Source organism: Paenibacillus sp. JCM 10914, assembly GCF_001315105.1.
GTDB lineage: Bacteria > Bacillota > Bacilli > Paenibacillales > Paenibacillaceae > Paenibacillus_AQ.
The window spans coordinates 309676-330398 of record NZ_BAZR01000001.1; the positions used below are offsets into that span (position 1 = coordinate 309676).

Sequence of the window (20723 nt, forward strand, 5' to 3'; positions counted from 1 at the left end):
AAAGGAGGGGAAACAGATGAACGCCAGCTATACAGAAATGGCGGGCCGCCTGATGGTGGCCCTCGATTATCCGGATGCGGAGCGAGCGCGAGCTCTCGTTCAGCAGCTGGAAGGCATTCCATGTTATATGAAGGTAGGCATGCAACTCTTCTATGCGGCTGGTCCTGACTTCATTAAAGAACTGAAAGCCAAAGGTTATTCTGTCTTCCTCGATGTTAAGATGCATGATATTCCGAATACGGTAAAGGGCGGCTCGCACAGCGTAACCCGGCTTGGCGTGGACATGTACAATGTCCACGCCGCAGGCGGGGTTCAGATGATGCAAGCTGCATTGGCCGGGGCAGAAGCCGCATTGGCGGAAACCCCGGGCCTTGTCATGCCCACAATCATTGCAGTTACTCAATTAACATCGACCAGTCAGAAGACGATGAATAATGAGATTGGCATTAACGGGACGGTAGAAGATACCGTTGTCCGCTATGCTTCACTTGCCAAGGAAGCCGGCCTGCACGGAGTTGTGGCTTCTTCGCTGGAAGTAAAGGCGATCGCACAGGCATGCGGCCAGGAATTTAAGACCGTGATACCGGGCATTAGACCCGCTGGAGCGGATGTAGGGGATCAGACTCGAGTGCTGACGCCTGGAGAGGCGATTGCGAAAGGTAGTCACTATCTCGTTGTCGGTCGCCCGATCACCGCTTCACCCGATCCGAGACAAGCTGCAGAACAAATTATAGAGGAGATGATTCAAGCATGACCACACTCGCGAACATACCACACCAGATCGCATCTTATTTGCTCCAGATTGAGGCCGTATCCTTACGGCCGCACCAGCCATTTACATGGACGTCCGGTATCAAATCGCCGATCTATTGTGATAATCGTCTCACGATGTCCTATCCCGAGATTCGTGATTATATCGCTGAATCATTTGCCGCTGTTATTAAGGAGCAATATCCGGAAGCTGAGGCAATTGCCGGGACTGCTACGGCGGGCATCCCTCATGCAGCTTCGTAGCGCAGAAGATGAATCTGCCAATGTCTTATATTCGCGACAAAGCCAAGGGCCACGGCAAGGAAAACCTGATCGAAGGCATCATTAAACCCGGACAAAAGGTCGTTGTGATCGAAGATCTGATCTCCACCGGAGGCAGCTCCCTGAAAGCTGCGCAAGCGGTGAAGGATGCAGGCGCTGAGCCTTTGGCTGTACTGGCCATATTCAGCTACCAGTTGGATAAGGCGGTACAAGCTTTCGCTGAGGCGAATATTCCGCTGCAGAGTTTGTCCAATTACGGCGCGCTGATTGACGTGGCGTTGTCGGAGAATCGGATTCAAGAAGCGGACGTAGCGCTGCTCCAGTCGTGGAGAGCGAATCCGGCATCGTTCGGAGCATAATCCCATGATCGTTGAGCTGCCAGCCAGTCCCGAGACTTGTCGGGGCTGGTTGTTTTTTTATATAGAGGTGTTTTTTAGAGGAAGACGGGACATAATATGACAGCAACAGAAGATCTTACATAAGGAGCCGTCTTCATGATGAACTGGGTTTATTATGGGAAGCTGTACACAACCAAATTTCAGGCAGGCTGCTTTGCCAAACGGTTGGAGCAAGATGCGTGGTTGTTCGGATATCACGATCCGCAACTGGTGGAAGTATATCGTTCCAAAAAAGGACGATATGGCGTGCGATTTATGCCCTGATCACTTTCCAGTAAAAAAGCACTTGACTTGAAGTATCATCGTGGTGTATATTTATTCTTGTCGCTGTTTATATGAATTTTGCCGCGGGGTGGAGCAGTTCGGTAGCTCGTCGGGCTCATAACCCGAAGGTCGCAGGTTCAAATCCTGCCCCCGCAACCAATTTATAACTGATGTATGTATCACGTCCTTATGAATAGTGTACATGTATGTTCAGGGCCCTTAGCTCAGTTGGTTAGAGCGGTCGGCTCATAACCGATTGGTCGGGGGTTCGAGTCCCTCAGGGCCCACTTATTGAAAAACCCTTGCGCTGCAAGGGTTTTTCGCTGTTTGATTAAGATAAAAACGAAGGAAAATAAAGTAGAATTTTCACTTTGCTAATGCATTTGATAACGACTGCCTAATTATATCCACAGGTTCAGGGCATCCTTGCAGGAGTATTTGCGGTTTTTGGTCATCAGGCTGTTAAGCAAGGCATGAAAATAGGTGATGATCTATGAGCTGTAAGGTTTGGCCAACAGGAATCGCTCTTATCAAACGTGGCAGCGTTCGCATCGGAGGCAGCTAGAAAAGCTAGGGTATGTTGATAATCAGTGCCCAGGTGCGGCTATTATGCGCGAAGAAATGGCAGTTATCATTATGCGGATGGAGAACAGGAAATAATATTCAGGGGAACTGAACTTGCTTCTCCATAATATAGTCATCCATGACAAAGCCTTTGCCGATATCCTTTACTTCTTCACGAATGACTTTAAAGCCTTTTTTCTCATAAACAGCAATTGTATGATGATTATGTCGATTGACGGTTAACCAAATAGAGGAGAGGTTTCTTTGATTGCACAAGTTTACTAAATAACGAATTGCCACACTTGCAATCCCCTTACCTCGTGACTCGTTAGCTAAGTAAAGCTTACTTAGAAATAACGCTCTCTCTTCTTGTTTAACACCTGTATATCCAACATGTGTACCGTCCACAGTAATGAAAAAATACTCGAATCCCTCTGTTCCCAACTGCTGTTTGATCGCTTTTTCCGATTGGAATTCCTCTATCATGTAATCAATCTGTTCCTGCGTAATAATATCGATAAAATATTCATTCCAGATACCCTCAGCCAACTGGGCTAATTTGTGAATATCTTCTGATGTATGTACCGGATTTATTGTAACGTTCATTATAAGTTTTGCTCCTTTATAATCTTTTCTATGAAATTATAAACCGTATTGGATCTAGATGTCCAAAAAGAAGCAACCCCCACTCAACAAGGGGGTTATTTTTTGATTCTCAATCTGTTTATAGAACGAGGCCCTACCGGCTATTGGCAGGGCCTTCTTTATTTTGATTACGATGTTTAATCCAATCGAATAGCGCTCGTGATTGTTCGGGAGTATAGAAATTTTTGAAAAATTCTAGACTGATAATCAATTGATGATGATCTAAAAATTCTCGTATTTGATTCTCGGTAACATAAAAACAAAATTCTCCATATGTGTTAAACGTGGTGAAACGAATCTCTTCCATCATCTTGTTCCTTCCTAGGCGTCTTTACACTGATTTTACCTCATGGTTGCTTACATCCAGGGTTATATAGTTCCGCATAAGTCGAACAAGACAACTATGGAGACATTGTTCTTCCTGCATGGACTGAGTGACAGCACTATGCGCCAAAAAGATATCTGACGGCACTGAGAACATGGCGAACACGTTAATGCTGATAGGATTCTTTGCGAGGGATGATGTAAATTTTTAAGGAAAATCAATAAGGATGCCGGATTCATAATCGGCATCCTTTAATGTTACGCGCTGTTTAGCATCCTTACTAAGATTCTATTGGTTATCGCCAAACCAGATATTTTCAGTTCCTGTCCGCGTGTCTGTCCACACGCTCACTAGACGGGCTGTTTGGGGGACAATTGCATTCCCGATATAATCTCCGATCAGAAGTAACCCAGTAACGTCGAAGGAAGTTGTAGTAATACGAGTATTCGTAAACGTTAATCCCCCATCCCTAGAAGTAGCAAGAAAAACGTCAATGTTAAGGGGGTTTACCCGATTAGTGTAATAGGTAACGAATATCGCTCCGTCCGCTGGAGAAACGGTAATGACCGGGAAGAAGCTTTGTGAACCGACTGGACTGCCCGTAATGGAAATGGGCGTACCCCAATCGATGCCGGAATTAGTCGAAGTTGCCATAAAGATATCTGAATATCCTTCCCGGAAATCTTGCCACACAGCGTAGACGTTCCCTCGCGATGTTGGTGCATTGGAAATATCGGCTGCGAGGGAGGGGTACGTAAGACATCGGAACTGATACCCTGGTAAGGGGTCAGGAGGAATTACGACGGAGTCAACCATTGTTTCAGTGGTGAAAGTGACCCCTCCATCTGGGGATGTGCGAATATTAAGCTCGGTATTACCTGGGGGCTGGTTGATCCAACCTACAACCACAATTCCAGTTAAGGTAATGGCTATGCCGGGGAATTCTTCAAATTCTTGAACGGAAGACAGCAGGACAGGACTTTCGTAAGTATTCCCGCTGTCAAGGGAACGGTTAAAAAATATCGTATTCCCCGGTATGAATTGCGTGTTGTAATCATGTGTATAACCGGTATATACGTTACCAAAAAAAGGACTTGATCCTGCTTTATCGGTGACAACAACTACCTGGTCGTCATTTACAAATTGTCCGAACCCTTGGTTTACGATGACCGGTGGCGCAAACGAAGATGCATTGTCGATAGAAGTATAGGATACGATCGATCCACTAAGGCCGTCTGAATCAAAAGCATGAGCCAGCACTACGAACGTATTGGGGAAAATATAATCAATATGTGGTGCCTCGATCCCGGCAAATCCGGTCGGTATTGGAAGTATGGTGGTGCTCCAAGTCGCGCCTGCATCGATCGATTTGTATAAGCCGATATTCGGAGGTCCTAGTCTGAGATCGACAGCCACCGCGACCATAACCGAGGGGTTAAGCCAGTTTACCGCGATGTTTGGCTCAAATTGAGAGCTTGTGCTCGGTGAAATTTGTATGTTAACCATACTCTAGGTCTCCTTTCATGGAAAATTATTCACTACTATACTTTTTACCGGTTCAGCTGAGCTATGGTAGTAAGTTCGGATTGCAGCACTTTTTAATAAGGGATCACGTTTCCTGACGAATCGGTTCCGAATACCGTAATTACCGTGTCTGCCGGAGTAGTCCCCTTGTTCGTATGATGCCAGTTGTGGTTGCCATGAATTTTACCATCTCTTATATATGTGTATGTATCGCAGGTTATATTGGTATGGACAGAGTTATAAGTTGAATCGCGGAGATCAGCGAAAAAAGAGATCTAATATGACTCTTATTTGAACACCACAACCGTGATAGGATGTAAGCCTAGAAAAAGGCGAGAATGACACGCACGGCTGCATGAATGTGGCATACGACCGGGACGTACCTTTCTCGCCTGATTGTTATCTTTTTCTAAAATTAATCCTCTTCACTTCTCATTTGGTAGTGGTGGTGATAGTGGTGATGGTGATGGTGATGATGATGGATCATATGATGGCCTGGGTGGCTATATGGATGTAAATGTGGGTGATGGTCATGCTCATGGCCGTGATGATAAGGTTGTGGTTCCCTTTGCTGAGTTCCCTGAATGCTATAGTTTTGTTGATTCATCGATCTTCTCCTTTTCGTCATGAGATAGTGCATAATATGTATACAAATGAATAGTGACACTTGACCTAAATAAATTGGGCTACAAGAAATCAGATCATCCAATATCATTTCTGTAGTATGGAAGAGGATATGGTCCGTATTTATCGAAAAGGAACAAGGAGTAGTGTTAAAATAATCAACAAGTTTGTATGTTAATTAGCTACTCCTTTTTTTACCGTAGGTTGAAAGCGAGGTTTCTCATATGACCAAGTTATCAAGAAGTGGGTTAATCAGAAGACGAATCATATCGGATATCATTTACTTGCTGGTTTGCATGGTTGGTGTCATATGGATTGCCGTTACAGGGTATTACTGGGCCATGATTGTTCCTGTTCTATCGTTGATACTTGGAATATTTATTCTCAGGTATCATCTCAAAGAGTATAGAGAGCTATCAGAATAAGATATCGATCACTTGACGAGCCATCATTACGGCTCGTCATTTTATTTAGTAAGGAAACTACCGAAAACTAAATTTTTGGTTTTTCTCAGGAAAAAAGTCCCATTTGTCGAATGATATATAGTAAAATAGTGAAAAATACGTTGGAGGATCATACTTGATGGCAAGAAGGAAAAGCAAAGCGAAACAGCAAGAGAAGTTTGCTCAAGGACTTCTGGGTTTGGTGTTGTTTGCTTCTGTTTTGGGTACATACAGCCTCACCAAGTCGTTTCAGACGACGATCATCGTAACCGGCCTCACTGTTGCCGTCTATATAGCGATCCTCAGCATGATTGGAATCAAACAAACGCAGCGTTTGAAACGATCGGGCATTGCGGAGATCGATAAGATGGAAGGTATCCAGTTTGAGCGATATTTGAATCACCTGTTTCAGACTCATGGGTACAAGACCCAACTGACAAAGGCTGCTGGTGACTACGGAGCGGATCTGCTGCTTCTGAAATCCGGAAGAAGAGTGGTTGTGCAGGCCAAACGATACTCCAAGAACGTCGGTATTCAAGCCGTACAGGAGGCACAGGCATCGATTGCCCATTATAAGGCGGCTGAAGCGTGGGTTGTTACAAATAGTGATTATACGGATGCAGCTTATGAGCTGGCCAAGTCGAATCGCGTGAAGTTAATCAATCGCGAGGGATTGATTGATCTGATTCTTTCGATAGACCGCGGGAGCGTGCAGCCCCCTGCGGCTGAGGAGTCTGCAACGGCCGTAGAGAAGCGGGAATGCCCAAGATGTGGTCACACATTATTGTTGAGAAATGGGCCAAGTGGGAGCTTCTACGGCTGCAGCAGCTTCCCCAAGTGCCGTTATACTGAGAAGAGTAATCGTCAAGACTAATCCATTACTACTCCTCCAGTAAAAGCGCGAGGCACAGGAACGATTTAATCCTGTGCCTCGCGCTTTTTTACATTGGTACAATCTCACTCTATAATTTCAATGGTTGACACGCCCAACAGGATGGAGATCGTCGTTCCTCCGCTAATATTATCGAAATAATACAGCGATGTTGGCACACCGCGTATGGTTACGAAGTCTTCCTCATAAATGTCTCCTGTCGCACCTGCATAAAATCCAACATAGCTGTTGTCATAATCATCAACGATATGGATTTCAGTAACGATAATTCCCTGCCTAATCTCTTCTTCCGTAATATCGATGACAACACCGCTCACTTCGATCATTTGGTTGAGGTAAGGATTTAGGTTTTTGAGAAGCTGCCGTGAAGTTACATTGGAATCGACCTTTTGTTTAGACGCCAGATAAGTTTCTTCGCTGACGGCGGGGAATAGTTCATAATGATCTAGGATATAGTTGTACGTTTTTTCATGGATCGATTCATCGCCAACGACCTCGGTCACAATGTGACTCATCATCTCGGCAAACAAATTTTGTTCTGTAAAAGGGCTTGATTCAGCGGAATTTGTATTCGTTATGTTTACTGGATTCTTGATTTGGAAACTATCGATGATGGCTTGCAGATGCTCTACACCGCGATTGTAGGAATCTTCTGAGTAGGAGATGTTCAGTGCATAGAGTGTTTCGCCTGTAGACACGAAGTATTGTGCAAGTAGAATCTTCGTGTTCTGATCGGCATGCGTATATGTTCCGCTCAGTAGTCCTGCATTGTACTCGGGGTAGTCTATGTAATCAAGCTGCTGATAATCTTGAATGACCTCACCGCCTTGTCCGGTGGATAATGCAATTGAAGTATCTTCTGCGGCTTCAGCTGGTGTAGCGGAGGACGGTTCAGATGTAACATTTAGATTTTCGGCAAAACTCCCAGTTGAATTGGAATCGACCAAGGCAATTCGGATGACAGGCACATCAACATTTACTTCTTTCCAGGTAGCGGGATAAGCAAAGGAGAACTCCTCGTTCTCAAAAACCTTGGTCGCTGTCTCCTTGGCTTCTTTCACCACCGGGGTTGCAACTTCTGCAGATTCTTTTGTTACTGGAGGTTGCGGAGCAGGCGTCTCTGCCTTATCTTCTGTTCGTGAACTGCAACCAGCTAACATCATCGTTAGCGACAGCAAGACAATCATTGAGTTTCTTAAATGTTTCATTGTACATTCTCTTTTCTATATTCTCCATAGGCTGGAGTAGTTGCTAAGGGAGTAAGTAATCATACATACGTCAATGTTTACTCATGGTTCCACTCTCATTTGAATTCCTCAGTCACATAGGGTAAATTTTAATAAGAGTGAGTACATAGAATGGGGGATTATGGTGTCAGAGTGGGTGTTAAACCAATCATGGGGACTGCCGGTGCTCGTCGCGTTTCTGGTGATTGTATTTGTATTTGAGGCAAGGAAAGCGGCGAAGGCCTTCAAGGAAAAAAAACGGTTTGAGCTTGGATGGTCATTGTTGTTTGCGTTGGTCGCTTTAGCAGCTGCGGTGATCCTGATTACATATTGAACGATCCTGAATAGATTGAAGACAAGCCCCCGCTGCATCGTAGCAGCGGCTTGTATGGTTATGATCGGGATGCGGCTTCCGTTGCGGCCCAAGCTCTGCCGGCACGCATGGCCAATACAAAACAGAGGATGAGGACGACGGAAGCGGAGATATAAGGGTAATTGATATTGATATCGAATAAATAACCGGCCACAAGCGGTCCTGCGATATTACCTAAGCTTGTGTAGGCAGAGTTGAGACCTGCTACATAACCTTGTTGATCCTTGGCCAGCTTGGACAATTGGGTGCCAATGGCTGGTCGAAGAATATCAATGGAGAGGAAGACCAGAAAGGTTACCAGAAAGATCAGCCAATATTTATGGACGAATAAGGTTAACAAGATACATATGCCAGCCGTCAGCAAGCTGAGCGTGATGACCCTCTTCTCACCGAATCGGTTCAAGATCCAGCCGAATATCGTTGCTTGAATGACCGCACCCGCAATGGAGCCAAAGGTGATAATCATGGCAATGTCTTTAGGGGTGAAACCGAACTTGTGATCCACGAACAAGCCGAATACGGTCTCATAGTTGGCCAGACCGAAAGAAAGAACGAACACGATGATCAGGCTTAGAAAATAAGGTTCCCTGAACGAGCGCAGCAATTGGGTAACCAGATTCTGTTGTTTCTTCGTTCCAAGCACGGTCGGAGCTTCTTGTTTAGCCGTTGATTCCGGCAGCATGATCAAGGTCACAATGGCCGCAATTCCCCCAGCTATCGCTGCCGAATAGAAGGGCACCCGTATACCGAATTCGGCGATGAAACCCCCGATGCCGGGGCCGATAATGAAGCCGGTCGTGATGGCTGCATTAATGAAGCCCATACCTCTTGCTCTTTCCTCATTCGTCGTGACATCGGCGGTATAAGCCATAACAGCAGGCATAATAAGCGCAGCACCGATTCCGCCCAACATTCTTGCAGCGAATAAGAGGACCGGTGAATTCGCTGCCCCGAACAGCCATTCAGATAGAGCAAATACGATCATACCAGCGATGATTATTTTCTTGCGACCCATGCGGTCGGATAGTCTGCCGGCAAAGGGCGAGCATATCAGCTGGGTTAATGAAAAGGCAGCGACGAGCATACCGACGGTCTTTCCGTCGATATTCAGCTCGGTCATGTAGGTCGGCATGATCGGAATGACCAATCCGATCCCGGTAAATACTAAGAATATATTGAACATAAGGAGCAGAATCGCTCCGTTGTTACGCAGCAGTAATGCCATGGTTATTTTCCTCCAGTGTTACACGATTGCATGATACATGGTGTAATCTATATTTTATATACTGAACGTTCGGTTTGTTATAATCCATAAAAATTACTTGGTGGAAATACCGTTCAAGAGCACGCGTATCGCAGTTTGGTACAGAGACAATGCATCATCGAGCTTGGACATCCGTAACATTTGGCTCAATCCGACAATTAAACTCTCCAGAATAATGGCCAGATGCTCAACGTTATGATTCTCAAATTCGCCTTGATCCATCCCTTGCTGCAGCAATCTCTGGTTGAATTCCAGCCGGTTGCGAATGATGTTGGTTATTCTGGCTTCAACTTCTTCGGACATGCCCTCATTATTGTTCAGAAATTCATCAAGCGCTTTGGAGAAAGGGTGGTGGAGATCTACAGATACCAATTGTTCGGCGAAGCATATAACTTGTCTACCGAATTCTTATAGTTCCTTCCCTGTTCGTCCCATCTTTGATCCCATTCTAAATCCCATTCTTCAATCAGAAATAGAAACAGACCTTCCTTGCTCTTAAAATGATAATAAATATTGCCTTTGCTGCTGCCGGTGGCCTCAACAATTTCCTCGATGGAGGTGGATTTGTAACCTTTCTGCATGAAGAGCTGCTTGGCGGCATCCGCAATGCGCTTTCGAGTATCCTCGCTTTGCTGCTGCTTCTTGTTCATCAGGCAATCCCTCCTTCATTCCAGAATCGGTTCATATTGTTATCGGCTCAAACATAAACTGAACGTTCGTTCTGTATCTTATCAAACCCATTTCAAACTTTCAAGATAAAAAAATAACCGTAGCCGATGGCAGGCTGCGGTTAAGAATGGAAAGGCTCGCTTAATGATTCACCTCAATAAATTTATGCGATTTGTCATGGTACGATAACAGCTCGGATACGGTAACGAACGAATAGCCCCGCTTCTGCAGCTCCGGCAAAATGACACGGAGTGCCTCAACCGTCTGGGTGCTGGTTGGCACAAAATCATGCATGAGCACGATGTCCCCGTTATGAGCATTGTCCAGCACTTTTTTGACGATGCGGTTCACGCCGGGTTTACGCCAATCCAGCGTGTCCTGATGCCAGGACCATAACACGGTCAGCATCCCGATATCTTTGCTCGTTCGGACAATCGATTCATTATAGCTCCCGCCGGGAGGGCGAAAAAGCACCGTTCTGATCCCTGTCGCCTGAAATATCGCGTCCTGGGTTTTGTTTAATTCGTTCACAAGCCGGCTTGAGTTAATGTTCTGAAATGGAGGATGTGTATACGAGTGGTTGCCGATCTCGTGTCCTTCACTCAGCTCGCGTGCGACAATGTCAGGGTGCTTCTCTACGCGGTTCCCTACGACAAAGAAGGTGGCCTTGGCTTCATATTGTTTAAGCAGGTCAAGAATTTGCACGGTGGTATGTGCATCGGGCCCATCGTCAAAGGTAAGGGCAATTACCTTGCTCTGTGTCGGTACTTCCCAGACAATCTCGCCGCGTTCCTCATAGTAATCCCTTCCTTTTGTAGCGGATGGAACACTGCGCGCTTCCGTTACGGTACCTCCGTACAAGAAGATGAAGACAGCAAGCAGTATCAACGTTATCTTTTTTTTCATGGGAATCCAGTTCCTTTTCTTAGGCTGATCTATTTTGTGAATACGGCAGTGCTTAGGCTACATTAGCTTTTGGTGATTACCGTTAAATTATTCTTCTTACGTGGATTTAGATCTTATCGCAAAATTGAACAAAAGGTGCGATGAGATGAATAAAGAAGGTACTATTAAAGGTTGATAATTAAGCTATCATGGCTAAATTCGGGTGATGCGAAAAAATATGAGTTTCATATATTGACATCATATGGTTAAGCATGGTAATATCAACTTTGTCGCCAGAACATTAAGAGACGCAATTATGACAGCGCCAAATTCCGCTGAATGGGCACGAGTTGCCATACAGCGATTTGAATAAAGCGAAGCGTTTTAATCGCCCATAACGAGGGTAAATATGCCGGGGTGGCGGAATTGGCAGACGCACAGGACTTAAAATCCTGCGGTAGGTGACTACCGTACGGGTTCGACCCCCGTCCTCGGCATTATAACAGCGTCTGGTATGATGCAAAGTAAGCCGGTACCCGTTCTTGGGTGCCGGCTTATTTTTATAAAAACATATTACTGAGTAAGTATAGTTGGTTCATCCGCTGAACTTATATTCCTTTACATAGATTGTTGACCCTGGGCGAGGAGGGAGTAGACATGCGGAATTTTCATAATGACTGGGATACGGTGATGGAACATGAGATGAGTCAGCCGTACTTCAAGGATCTGATGGAACGAGTGAAGCAGCAATACTTGTCGAGCACGGTTTATCCTCCTCATTCACAGATTTTCCGAGCGATGGAGGAGACGCCTTACCATTCAGTCAAGGTTGTCATCATCGGGCAAGATCCGTATCACGGGAAGGGACAAGCGGAAGGTCTCAGTTTCTCGGTGCGTCCCGGAGTTACCGTCCCTCCGTCTCTGCGCAACATATACAAGGAGCTGGCATCTGATGTAGGGGCGGTGAGCCCCGATCATGGTTCCTTGCAGTTATGGGCTCGTCAAGGTGTATTATTGCTCAATGCGGTGCTTACGGTCCGGGAAGGGGAGCCGGGATCTCACGCCGGAATAGGCTGGGAGACATTTACAGACGCCATCATTGCCCAACTGAATGAGCGGGAGCAGCCGATCGTGTTCATATTATGGGGTACTTATGCACAGAAGAAGGGATTGTTTATAGACCGTAATCGACATCTGGTGTTGGAATCCAGCCATCCGAGTCCGTTTGCAGCGCGTAAAGGTTTTTTTGGAAGTCGTCCATTTTCAGCTTCAAATGCTTATTTAGTGCAGAAGGGTTTGGATCCGGTGAATTGGGAAATATCGAGCATGCCGGACGATGGAGATGAATAATCCGCGAGAGGTGACCTTCATGAAGCATTGGATTGGTCGTCATGTTGTCATTCAGCGTACAGACGGAATTAAGACTACGATCGAAGGTGTATTAAAGGAATGGGATCCGATTCAGGAGAAGGTGGTCCTCGGACCGGGAGAACTTGTTATTCCATTTCGCTCGATACTTACCATCATTCCGAAATCCACGCAACCGTCGTTAAACCCGATCGGTTATGTTGTGAATCATACGATTCAGTTCGATAACGCGGTCTACTTTGGATCCAGTGTCATGATCTGGCGAGACGATCAGCTGGTTATTTCCTCGGCCGTTCTTGTATCGCATGATGAAGCAACGGTTACATTGTCCAACGGATTGATATTACGTAAGGATCAACATGATTTTATTGTCCGCTCATTACGCGGCCATTCATCGTGACCTTGAACAAAAGGATGCCCTGCAGCCGTGATCGTGGCAGGACATCCTTTTCCTATTTAGGCCTCCTCCACTTTTTCCGCCAGGAACACCTCATATATTCTGACCACGAGAATCTTGACGATCATGTATGCCGGGATCGCCAGCAGAATCCCGAGCAGTCCGTAGAAATCCCCACCGAGCAGAATAACGATAACGGCCGTTAATGGGTGAATCTCCAATTGCTTGCCGAAGATGACAGGGGTCAATATATTATCTTGAACCTGCTGCGCCACGATAATGATCACGACCGACCAGATGGCGATCGACGGAGACTCGATGAAGCGACGATCACCACCGGGATGGTAGCGACAATGGCACCGATATACGGAATGAAGTTTAAGAAGAAGGAAATGACCGTGAGCAGCAAGGAGTAAGGTAACCCGATAATCAAAAATCCGATGTACATCAGAACACAGAGCAGCAAATTCAGGATGACCTTGCCTACGATAAAGTTACTGAGTGCTTTATCAATATCGTTGAGTGCTTCTTTCCCATCTTTCTTATACTGACGCGGCAAGAAAGTAAGCAGACGGGGTGGAAGCTTGCTGCCTTCCTTAAGCATGTAATATAGAATAATCGGAATGGTGGCGATGATGATGACCACGTTGGACACAACGGCTATCAGATTGTTGATGGAATTTGTGACCCAACTGATAATCTGATTCACGTAATCCGCCAAAGATGATGAGAGCTCGGTCTCTGTCGGAATTAAACGCGACCAGTACGGATTCTGCTGCAGTTGGTTAATCTGCTCCTGCAGATCCTCAACAAGGAAGGGAGCATTCTTAATAAAATTCTCGATCTGCTCCTTCAGGGTGGGCCATACGACGATACCGAATATCACAATGAGTCCCGCAAACACGAAATAGATCATCAGTACGCCGATGGCCCGCTTGATCTTCTGCCGCTCCAGGTAATCCACGATCGGGCGCAGCAAATAGTAGAAGAATCCTGCCATCGCGACAGGCACAATCAGCATTTTGACCATGGAGACGATTGGGTTAAACAGGAAACTGACTTTGGAACCTAAATAAATGATCAAGAGCAGGGCGATTATGCCTAAACACGTCCTGAAATATTTGCTCTGCATCATGGCAATCCCTCCAAATGAAACGAATAGTGATCGGTCAAACACTGCTTTGTATAACAGTTGTATTTAACCACTTTGGAGGGAGTTGAAATCACCAATTCCTGTTATCATGAACGAATCGTAACTTGGGTGTGAATAGGAACCAGTGATGCAAGCTCTATAACGTCCTCGTTAAACATCCGAATGCAGCCGTGAGAGACCGATCTGCCAATCGATGATGGATCGTTCGTTCCGTGTATACCGTAGTGCGGTTTGGACAGACCTAGCCAATAAGCGCCAAAGGGACCACCTGGATTCGGCTGCTTGTTCACGATCGTATAATTGCCCGGCGGCGTCTGTGTGGCAAGCTTCCCTACAGCTATGGGATAAGTATGAACGACAACATCACCATCCAGCAGGTGTAATTGGAAATCGGACAAATCCACGATAATACGGTATTTCGGCATAAACATCTACCTCCTCTTCCTTACAATTCATGCTATGAGCAGAGGCGGGGTTCCGCTTCAAGTTGCCCCCGAAATAGGCTAAGGCAGCCGCGGCATCTTCACAGATTGGTAGAAATTATATTCAAGCGAAAACGCAGACGGATGTTATATTAATAAGACAGACGAGCGGACGGCTCTTACTGCTAAGAGCATTCGACTTCAGAGGGGAAGGGAGAATACGAATGTCTCCTACAGCGTTGTACCGGAAATATATCAAAAATAATATGTTTGCTAAAATGCTGCTTTGGATTTCGGCCATTGCAGTCGTTACGATCGTAACCTTATCGTATTTGATGTATTATTTCTTGTTCCAATCGGCCGTTCGCAGCGAACTGGATGTTCAACGTGGAACCGTGGAGCGGGTAGAGCGGTACGTCAATCAGAAATTTGAGAATGTACAATTCTACGTGAACGATTTATATCGCAATAGCTCGCTGGGCATTGATACGTCGTATTTTCTGATGAATTCCATTAATGAATATATGGCGAAGCGGATGAATCGCATCGTGGGCAGCGGACATTCCACTACAGACAGCGTCTTGGCATATTTCAAGCAGAAGCTGGACGATGATGCAGATATCGAGAATATTATGCTGTACAGTGCAGAGCAGCAATACGTATATGTGTACAAGCAGGGGAGCATGACGAGATTATATCAAGCAAACGCTACCCATTCCTACATCCCGGACGTGATGGCCATGGGGAGTCAGAGCGTAACGTTACCGAACTTCTGGTTGCGTAAATTGGCAGGGGATGCAGACATCCCGTTGTTCTCGATTCGCACGCCGATCAATGACATGTCGACCTATAAAAATCTGGGCCAGTTGCTCGTATTGTTCAAGACGGAGCCGATTGCTGACTTGCTTAGTGCAGGAGAAGAAGACAGCATGAAAGGATCCGTGATGCTGCTATCGGGCGACGGCAGCGTCATGTATGATTCAGCCGGCCGTTATTATGACCAGAAGTACCCCTACGCAGAACGGTTGTTAAGCTCGAAAGAAACAGTGCTGCTGGAAGAGGAGTCCTACGTCACTACTACGGCCCATAATCAAGCGGGATACATGGTTGTTGGCATCACGCCGAAGCGCGATATCGTAGATTCGTTCCAAGGCATTCGGAATACGATTATTATCGTTGCGTTGTTATGTATTATCATTGCGGTATCCATTCCCGCCCTATTGATCGTGAATTATTCCAGACGTACGGATAACATTATCCGTTTCATGCGCAAGGTGGAAAAAGGGGAGTTCGTGGCCCGGATGCAGGACACGAAGGAAGATCAGCTGGGCCAAATTGCAGGCAGTTTTAATGAGATGCTAAATGAGCTGACGCGATATATCGACAAGGTCTATAAGGCGGAGATTAATCAGAAGAATGCCGAGCTGTCGGCGTTGCAAGCGCGAATCAACCCCCATTTTTTATATAATACGCTCGAAGTCATTCGTATGAGGGCACTCTCGCAAGGCGCACAGGACGTAGGCGATATGATCTACAGCCTCTCGATGCTGTTTAAGAATATTGTTCAGCATAAATCAAACTATACGCTAAAAGACGAGTTGGAAGCATGTCGGCTTTATTTGGAGCTGTTCCGTATACGATATAAAGATAAATACTTATATAAAATGCACTGCGATGATTCGTTGCGCGATGTACCGATGATCAAGATGTCCCTGCAGCCGCTCATTGAGAATTACATCGTTCACGGACTGCGCAGTGAGGAAGATGACAACTGGCTGACCATAGAAGCAGTCGAGCGTCATGACGAGGTCGTCATTGCCGTGAACGATAATGGAAAAGGGATGACGCCGGAGCGCCTAGCCCATATACAAGCTCGCCTGGAACGGGTTGAAGACGGTGGGGAATCTTTTGGGCTGCGTAGCGTGCATGAACGATTGAAGCTGTCTTACGGGCAGCTAGCCGGTATGGACATCAAGAGCAGACCCGGGGGCGGAACATGTGTGACGATACGCTTCCCGATAACAGAGAGGGGACAGCAGCGCGATGTATAAAGTGTTTATAGTGGATGACGAACCGTTTATCATCGAGGGATTATATGATGTCGTTGATTGGTCCAAGCACGACATCGAGGTGGTTGGACATGCGCAGAACGGGCGGCAGGCATTAGAGAAGATGGCCGTGATACCGGTGGATATTCTCATTACCGATATTTCGATGCCTATCATGACCGGACTTGAACTGATTGAGGGCGCGCGCCAACTGAATCCGAACCTGAGAGTCATTATCCTCAGTGGCTTTGATGACTTTGCCTATCTGAAGGAAGGTTTGCGGCTCGGGATCGAGAATTACCTGCTGAAGCCGATCAATCTGAAGGAACTGGAAGAGACGATTCTAAGCACAACCGACAAGATGACCAATGCCAAGCGGGAAATGCATTTGGATCCGTACGATATCAACATTTTGCGGAGTAACATTCTGTACCGCTGGATCACCGGTAGAATCGAGGCGGAGGAACTGGATGAGCGGGCTTCGCTATTGAACCTGAATCTTGATCTTCCGTTTCTTATGGTCTCTATCCTCAGATCGGATGATGAATCGCTGGAGATGCTGCTGCACCAACTGATGGAGCAGCAGGAGCGGGTGTACTATTTCCGTGATAACGATGGCGATCATGTGCTGATATGTATGATGCAGGATCCTGATATTGAGAAGACTCGCGCCATTCGAGAACTGCAGCAAATTCGCGAGCGCTGCGATCAGGCGGGGCTGTGTATCTCCTTAGGCAGTGTACAGAACCTTGGTGGAGACTATACGGCCAGCTACCGCCACGCCAAAGAGGCCCAAGAATATTATCTGGTTCTCCAGCAGCCTGCCTATGTGGATTATCTTGACGTGCAGGAAAAGAAAGGGGAGTCAGCTCAGGCACATGTTCTGCAATGGCCGGAGTATGCGAGAGGGATTGCAGGTCGGGACAGGCAGGTATTGTTTCTGCAGATCGATCGTGACTTTGACCAGCTCCGCCATACGCCAGGCATGACGCCAACCATGTTAAAAAGCTTGGCCGTAGAGATGATCATACGGTTAAAGCTGGAGCTGAATGAAATTCAATATGCGGCAGCTCCGGATTTCGTGAAGCATACGGTAACACGCATTATGGACTCGAACTCAATCGATGATTTGGTTACGGGGGTCAAGGGCGGTGTGGGCCGCTTGGTGGATTCTCTGAACCAGGACGTGAAGAGTCCCGTCATCCAACAAATCCTGCTGCACACCCAGCAGCATTACAACGAAGATTTATCCCTGAAAGTGCTGGGAGCGGAGTATCATATTCATCCGGTCTATCTCGGTCACTTGTTTCATAAGGAGACGGGCGAGAGTTTTACGGAGTATGTGAACAAATACCGTATAGATAAAGCCAAAGAATTACTGCGAACGACATCGATGAAAGTTCAGGATATCGCCAAAAATGTAGGTTACTGGGAAACTGGATATTTCTATAAACAATTCAAAAAGTTTGTGGCTTATCGCCCAGAGACTTTCGGGGAATGCTCTGATGAAACCGATCAGAGCATTTTTTCTTTATTTTCACCATAATACCTTTAATTTTTCGACTATATGAAAATGCTTTCATCAGATAACCTTGAGTATGTAGAGATACAAGTTATTCCAAAGGGAGGATCAACATGAGTAAATCGAAGAAAAAATGGCTCTTGCCACTTACCTTGTTATTGTCTGCATCCATGCTCTTATCAGCGTGCGGGGGCGGCAAAGACAATAACGCAGGCGAGGGAAATGCTGAGAAGCCGGTAGAACTGATCTGGTATACCATTGGAACGCCGCAGAAGGATACGGCAATGGTTGTCGAAGAGATTAACAAATATACGGCTGAGAAAATCGGCGCCACTGTTGATATGAAGTTGATCGATTTCGGTGATTACAATCAGAAGATGCAGGTTATGGTTGCTTCCGGTGAACCGATGGATATTCTGTTCACAAGCTCATGGGCGTTTGATTATGTGCAGAATGCACGTAAAGGTGCATTCATGGAGCTGGATGAATTGATTGAAAATCATGGACAAGATATTAAGGAAGCGATCGATCCTGCGTTCCTCGAAGGATCCAAAGTCGACGGTCACAACTACGCGATTCCGGCAAATAAAGAGCTGCCTGCTCAAGAAGCATGGCGCTTTAATAAAACCTTGCTGGATAAACACAATCTGGATATCTCAAATGTAAAATCGCTGGATAGTTTGGAGCCGCTGCTCAAAACGATTAAAGAGAATGAGCCGAATGTTGTTCCCCTTGCGATTAGCAGAGACTTCAGTCCATTGCTCCCGTTCGACTACATCATTGAGAAAATGCCAATGGCCGTGTATTTGGATGATAAGGAAGAGCTGAAAGTGGTCAACTTCCTGGAGATGCCTGAGACGATGGAAATGCTGAAAATAATGAATAAATACTATAAGGCGGGATACATTTCTCCTGAAGCGGCGACAACCAATTCAACACAAGATCTGTACACGTCCGGTAACTGGTTTACAGATCGTGCGACTACCCAGCCATTCGCGGATAATGCTTGGAGCCAGAGCACTGGTTATCCGATTGTTTCGACCCCTGCCGGTGATCCTATGATCTTTAACTGGTCGGTTATGGGTTCAATGCAAGCGATTTCGGCCAACTCGAAATATCCTGAAAAGGCAATGGAATTCTTGAATTTGCTGAATACAGACGTATATCTTCGTAATCTGGTTGACTCCGGTATCGAAGATGTGCACTACAAGAAGTTGAGTGAGAACGTCGTCGAGAACTTGCCAGAGTCGAAGAACTACGATATGCCTACTTTTGCTCTAGGTAATGTCATGCTGACTTACTTGAATCCTGAAGATCCTGAGAACAAATGGGAAGAGTTCGAAGCATTTAACGAATCAGGTGAAGCCGCACCACTCCTTGGCTTTAACTTTAATCCAACCAAGGTATCCACGGAACTGGCTTCTATCAACAACGTGAAGGAAGAGTTCTGGGCTCCACTTATGACAGGTACCGTGAACCCTGAAGAGTTCCTTCCTAAAGCGAACGAGAAACTGAAAGCTGCCGGTCTGGACAAGATTATGGCTGAAGTTCAGAGCCAAATCGACGAGTGGAAAGCAAGCAAATAATCATAGATCAACCGATTAATGAAGTCTTGGAGATGGTGATAGACAGCGTTAACGGGCGATTGCAGAAGATGGGGCGGCGGAAGTTACCGCCTCTCTTTTGTTCATTCATTTTACTTCACGAGGAGGGGTAAGCGTGAGAGCGGTTGGACAGTTTTTTAAGAATATCATGACAAATAAAGCGATGCTCTTCATGGTGTTGCCGGGGACGATATGGTTCCTGTTATTCTCGTATTTGCCCATGTTCGGGACGATTATTGCATTCAAGGAATACCGCGTAAGCCGGGACGGCTTCTGGGCAAGCATTGTCAACAGCGAATGGGTAGGGTTCCAGAATTTCAAGTTCCTGTTCAGCACGAATGATGCCTACATCATTACGCGGAATACTGTTTTATATAATTTTGTGTTTATCATACTCGGTCTGATTTGTGCGGTAGCACTGGCTATCGTATTATCGGAAATCGTAAATAAACGTCTGGCAAAAGTATATCAGACAGGCATGTTCCTTCCGTACTTCTTGTCGTGGGTTATCGTTGGCTATTTTGCTTCAGTTTCCTGAGTTTTGACAAGGGGATGCTGAATCAGATTCTCGGCTGGTTCGGGGTCGATCCGATCCAGTGGTACTCGGAGGCCAAATATTGGCCAATCTTCTTGACATTAATCAGCCTGTGGAAAGCTATTGGATATAACAGCGTGGTTTACCTGGCCGCGATCATGGGGATCGATAAATCCTTGTATGAAGCGGCTATGATTGACGGGGCCAACAAATGGCAGCAGATCAAGGCGATCACGCTTCCGATGCTGAAGCCGCTCATGACGATCCTGACGCTGCTCGCGATCGGGAAAATCTTCTATGCCGACTTCGGACTCTTCTATCAAGTGCCGAGAGATTCCGGAACCTTGTACTCTGTAACGAACGTTATTGATACTTATGTTTATCGTGGTCTGAAGACGACGGGCGAGATCGGAATGAGCACGGCGGCAGGACTGTATCAGTCCGTAGTCGGATTTATTCTGGTTATGGTATCCAACTATATCGTTCGTAAATACGACCGGGATAACGCGCTGTTCTAATCGGTCTATCAACTTAAGAAGGGGGTAT

The 20723-nt window shown here is 46.1% G+C and carries 17 protein-coding genes, 3 tRNA genes and 4 pseudogenes; 14 read left to right on the forward strand and 10 right to left on the reverse strand.

Annotated features, from left to right (window positions below):
* Positions 1 to 16 precede the first annotated feature (16 nt).
* The 5 genes and pseudogenes from pyrF to JCM10914_RS01425 all read left to right on the forward strand — a co-directional run bounded on the left by pyrF (position 17) and on the right by JCM10914_RS01425 (position 1981).
* Positions 17 to 754 carry an orotidine-5'-phosphate decarboxylase gene (gene pyrF / locus JCM10914_RS01410; RefSeq protein WP_023956541.1) on the forward strand — a complete coding sequence of 246 codons (738 nt, stop codon included), beginning with the start codon at positions 17 to 19 and terminating at the stop codon, positions 752 to 754.
* Positions 751 to 1391: pseudogene (gene pyrE / locus JCM10914_RS01415) on the forward strand (orotate phosphoribosyltransferase). The gene pyrF and the pseudogene pyrE overlap by 4 nt, the downstream one beginning before the upstream one ends.
* A gap of 135 nt (positions 1392 to 1526) precedes the next feature.
* Positions 1527 to 1694: a hypothetical protein gene (locus tag JCM10914_RS28720; protein ID WP_023956547.1), complete on the forward strand. Its 168-nt coding sequence runs from the start codon at positions 1527 to 1529 to the stop codon at positions 1692 to 1694.
* Positions 1695 to 1776: 82 nt separating this feature from the next.
* A tRNA-Met gene (locus tag JCM10914_RS01420) sits at positions 1777 to 1853 on the forward strand.
* Between the two features lie 54 nt (positions 1854 to 1907).
* A tRNA-Ile gene (locus JCM10914_RS01425) sits at positions 1908 to 1981 on the forward strand.
* Between the two features lie 376 nt (positions 1982 to 2357).
* Here JCM10914_RS01425 and JCM10914_RS01430 read toward each other — a convergent pair.
* From JCM10914_RS01430 to JCM10914_RS28725, 4 genes are all read right to left on the reverse strand, one after another.
* A complete protein-coding gene (locus tag JCM10914_RS01430) occupies positions 2358 to 2864 on the reverse strand; it encodes a GNAT family N-acetyltransferase (protein WP_023956549.1) in 507 nt (168 codons plus the stop codon).
* Between the two features lie 133 nt (positions 2865 to 2997).
* Positions 2998 to 3213 carry a hypothetical protein gene (locus tag JCM10914_RS01435; RefSeq protein WP_036716740.1) on the reverse strand — a complete coding sequence of 72 codons (216 nt, stop codon included), beginning with the start codon at positions 3211 to 3213 and terminating at the stop codon, positions 2998 to 3000.
* Between the two features lie 303 nt (positions 3214 to 3516).
* Positions 3517 to 4734, reverse strand: coding sequence for a sialidase family protein (locus JCM10914_RS01440; protein ID WP_023956551.1), 1218 nt, complete (start codon positions 4732 to 4734; stop codon positions 3517 to 3519).
* A gap of 433 nt (positions 4735 to 5167) precedes the next feature.
* Entirely contained in the window at positions 5168 to 5359 is a 192-nt protein-coding gene (locus tag JCM10914_RS28725; protein ID WP_156332297.1) for a hypothetical protein, read from the reverse strand.
* A 599-nt stretch (positions 5360 to 5958) separates the two neighbouring features.
* Between JCM10914_RS28725 and JCM10914_RS01445 the strand changes: the two genes are divergently transcribed.
* On the forward strand, positions 5959 to 6693 hold the full coding sequence (locus JCM10914_RS01445; RefSeq protein ID WP_023956553.1) for a restriction endonuclease: 735 nt from the start codon (positions 5959 to 5961) through the stop codon (positions 6691 to 6693).
* An 83-nt stretch (positions 6694 to 6776) separates the two neighbouring features.
* On the opposite strand, the gene JCM10914_RS01450 is transcribed toward JCM10914_RS01445, so the two are convergent.
* Positions 6777 to 7919, reverse strand: a complete 1143-nt coding sequence (locus JCM10914_RS01450; protein WP_052019602.1) for a PsbP-related protein — start codon at positions 7917 to 7919, stop codon at positions 6777 to 6779.
* Positions 7920 to 8094: 175 nt separating this feature from the next.
* Between JCM10914_RS01450 and JCM10914_RS01455 the strand changes: the two genes are divergently transcribed.
* Positions 8095 to 8271: a hypothetical protein gene (locus JCM10914_RS01455; protein ID WP_231638446.1), complete on the forward strand. Its 177-nt coding sequence runs from the start codon at positions 8095 to 8097 to the stop codon at positions 8269 to 8271.
* 58 nt (positions 8272 to 8329) lie between these two features.
* On the opposite strand, the gene JCM10914_RS01460 is transcribed toward JCM10914_RS01455, so the two are convergent.
* From JCM10914_RS01460 to JCM10914_RS01470, 3 genes and pseudogenes are all read right to left on the reverse strand, one after another.
* Positions 8330 to 9535, reverse strand: coding sequence for a tetracycline resistance MFS efflux pump (locus JCM10914_RS01460; RefSeq protein WP_023956558.1), 1206 nt, complete (start codon positions 9533 to 9535; stop codon positions 8330 to 8332).
* Positions 9536 to 9628: 93 nt separating this feature from the next.
* Positions 9629 to 10224: pseudogene (locus JCM10914_RS01465) on the reverse strand (TetR/AcrR family transcriptional regulator).
* Positions 10225 to 10384: 160 nt separating this feature from the next.
* Positions 10385 to 11149, reverse strand: a complete 765-nt coding sequence (locus JCM10914_RS01470) for a polysaccharide deacetylase family protein (protein ID WP_023956564.1) — start codon at positions 11147 to 11149, stop codon at positions 10385 to 10387.
* A gap of 390 nt (positions 11150 to 11539) precedes the next feature.
* Between JCM10914_RS01470 and JCM10914_RS01475 the strand changes: the two genes are divergently transcribed.
* The 3 genes from JCM10914_RS01475 (at position 11540) to JCM10914_RS01485 (ending at position 12896) form a co-directional block, all read left to right on the forward strand.
* Positions 11540 to 11625 (forward strand) — tRNA-Leu (locus JCM10914_RS01475).
* A gap of 160 nt (positions 11626 to 11785) precedes the next feature.
* Positions 11786 to 12478, forward strand: a complete 693-nt coding sequence (ung, locus tag JCM10914_RS01480) for a uracil-DNA glycosylase (RefSeq protein ID WP_023956566.1) — start codon at positions 11786 to 11788, stop codon at positions 12476 to 12478.
* Between the two features lie 19 nt (positions 12479 to 12497).
* Entirely contained in the window at positions 12498 to 12896 is a 399-nt protein-coding gene (locus tag JCM10914_RS01485) for a hypothetical protein (protein WP_036716745.1), read from the forward strand.
* 56 nt (positions 12897 to 12952) lie between these two features.
* On the opposite strand, the pseudogene JCM10914_RS01490 reads toward JCM10914_RS01485, so the two are convergent.
* A pseudogene (locus JCM10914_RS01490) lies at positions 12953 to 14028 on the reverse strand (AI-2E family transporter).
* A 104-nt stretch (positions 14029 to 14132) separates the two neighbouring features.
* Positions 14133 to 14471: a L,D-transpeptidase gene (locus JCM10914_RS01495; RefSeq protein ID WP_023956574.1), complete on the reverse strand. Its 339-nt coding sequence runs from the start codon at positions 14469 to 14471 to the stop codon at positions 14133 to 14135.
* A gap of 221 nt (positions 14472 to 14692) precedes the next feature.
* Between JCM10914_RS01495 and JCM10914_RS01500 the strand changes: the two genes are divergently transcribed.
* From JCM10914_RS01500 to JCM10914_RS01515, 4 genes and pseudogenes are all read left to right on the forward strand, one after another.
* A complete protein-coding gene (locus tag JCM10914_RS01500) occupies positions 14693 to 16519 on the forward strand; it encodes a sensor histidine kinase (protein WP_023956576.1) in 1827 nt (608 codons plus the stop codon).
* On the forward strand, positions 16512 to 18062 hold the full coding sequence (locus JCM10914_RS01505) for a response regulator transcription factor (protein ID WP_023956578.1): 1551 nt from the start codon (positions 16512 to 16514) through the stop codon (positions 18060 to 18062). The genes JCM10914_RS01500 and JCM10914_RS01505 overlap by 8 nt, the downstream gene beginning before the upstream one ends.
* Positions 18063 to 18151: 89 nt before the next feature.
* Positions 18152 to 19624: an ABC transporter substrate-binding protein gene (locus JCM10914_RS01510; RefSeq protein WP_023956580.1), complete on the forward strand. Its 1473-nt coding sequence runs from the start codon at positions 18152 to 18154 to the stop codon at positions 19622 to 19624.
* Between the two features lie 166 nt (positions 19625 to 19790).
* Positions 19791 to 20695 (forward strand): annotated as a pseudogene (locus JCM10914_RS01515) (ABC transporter permease).
* Positions 20696 to 20723 lie beyond the last annotated feature (28 nt).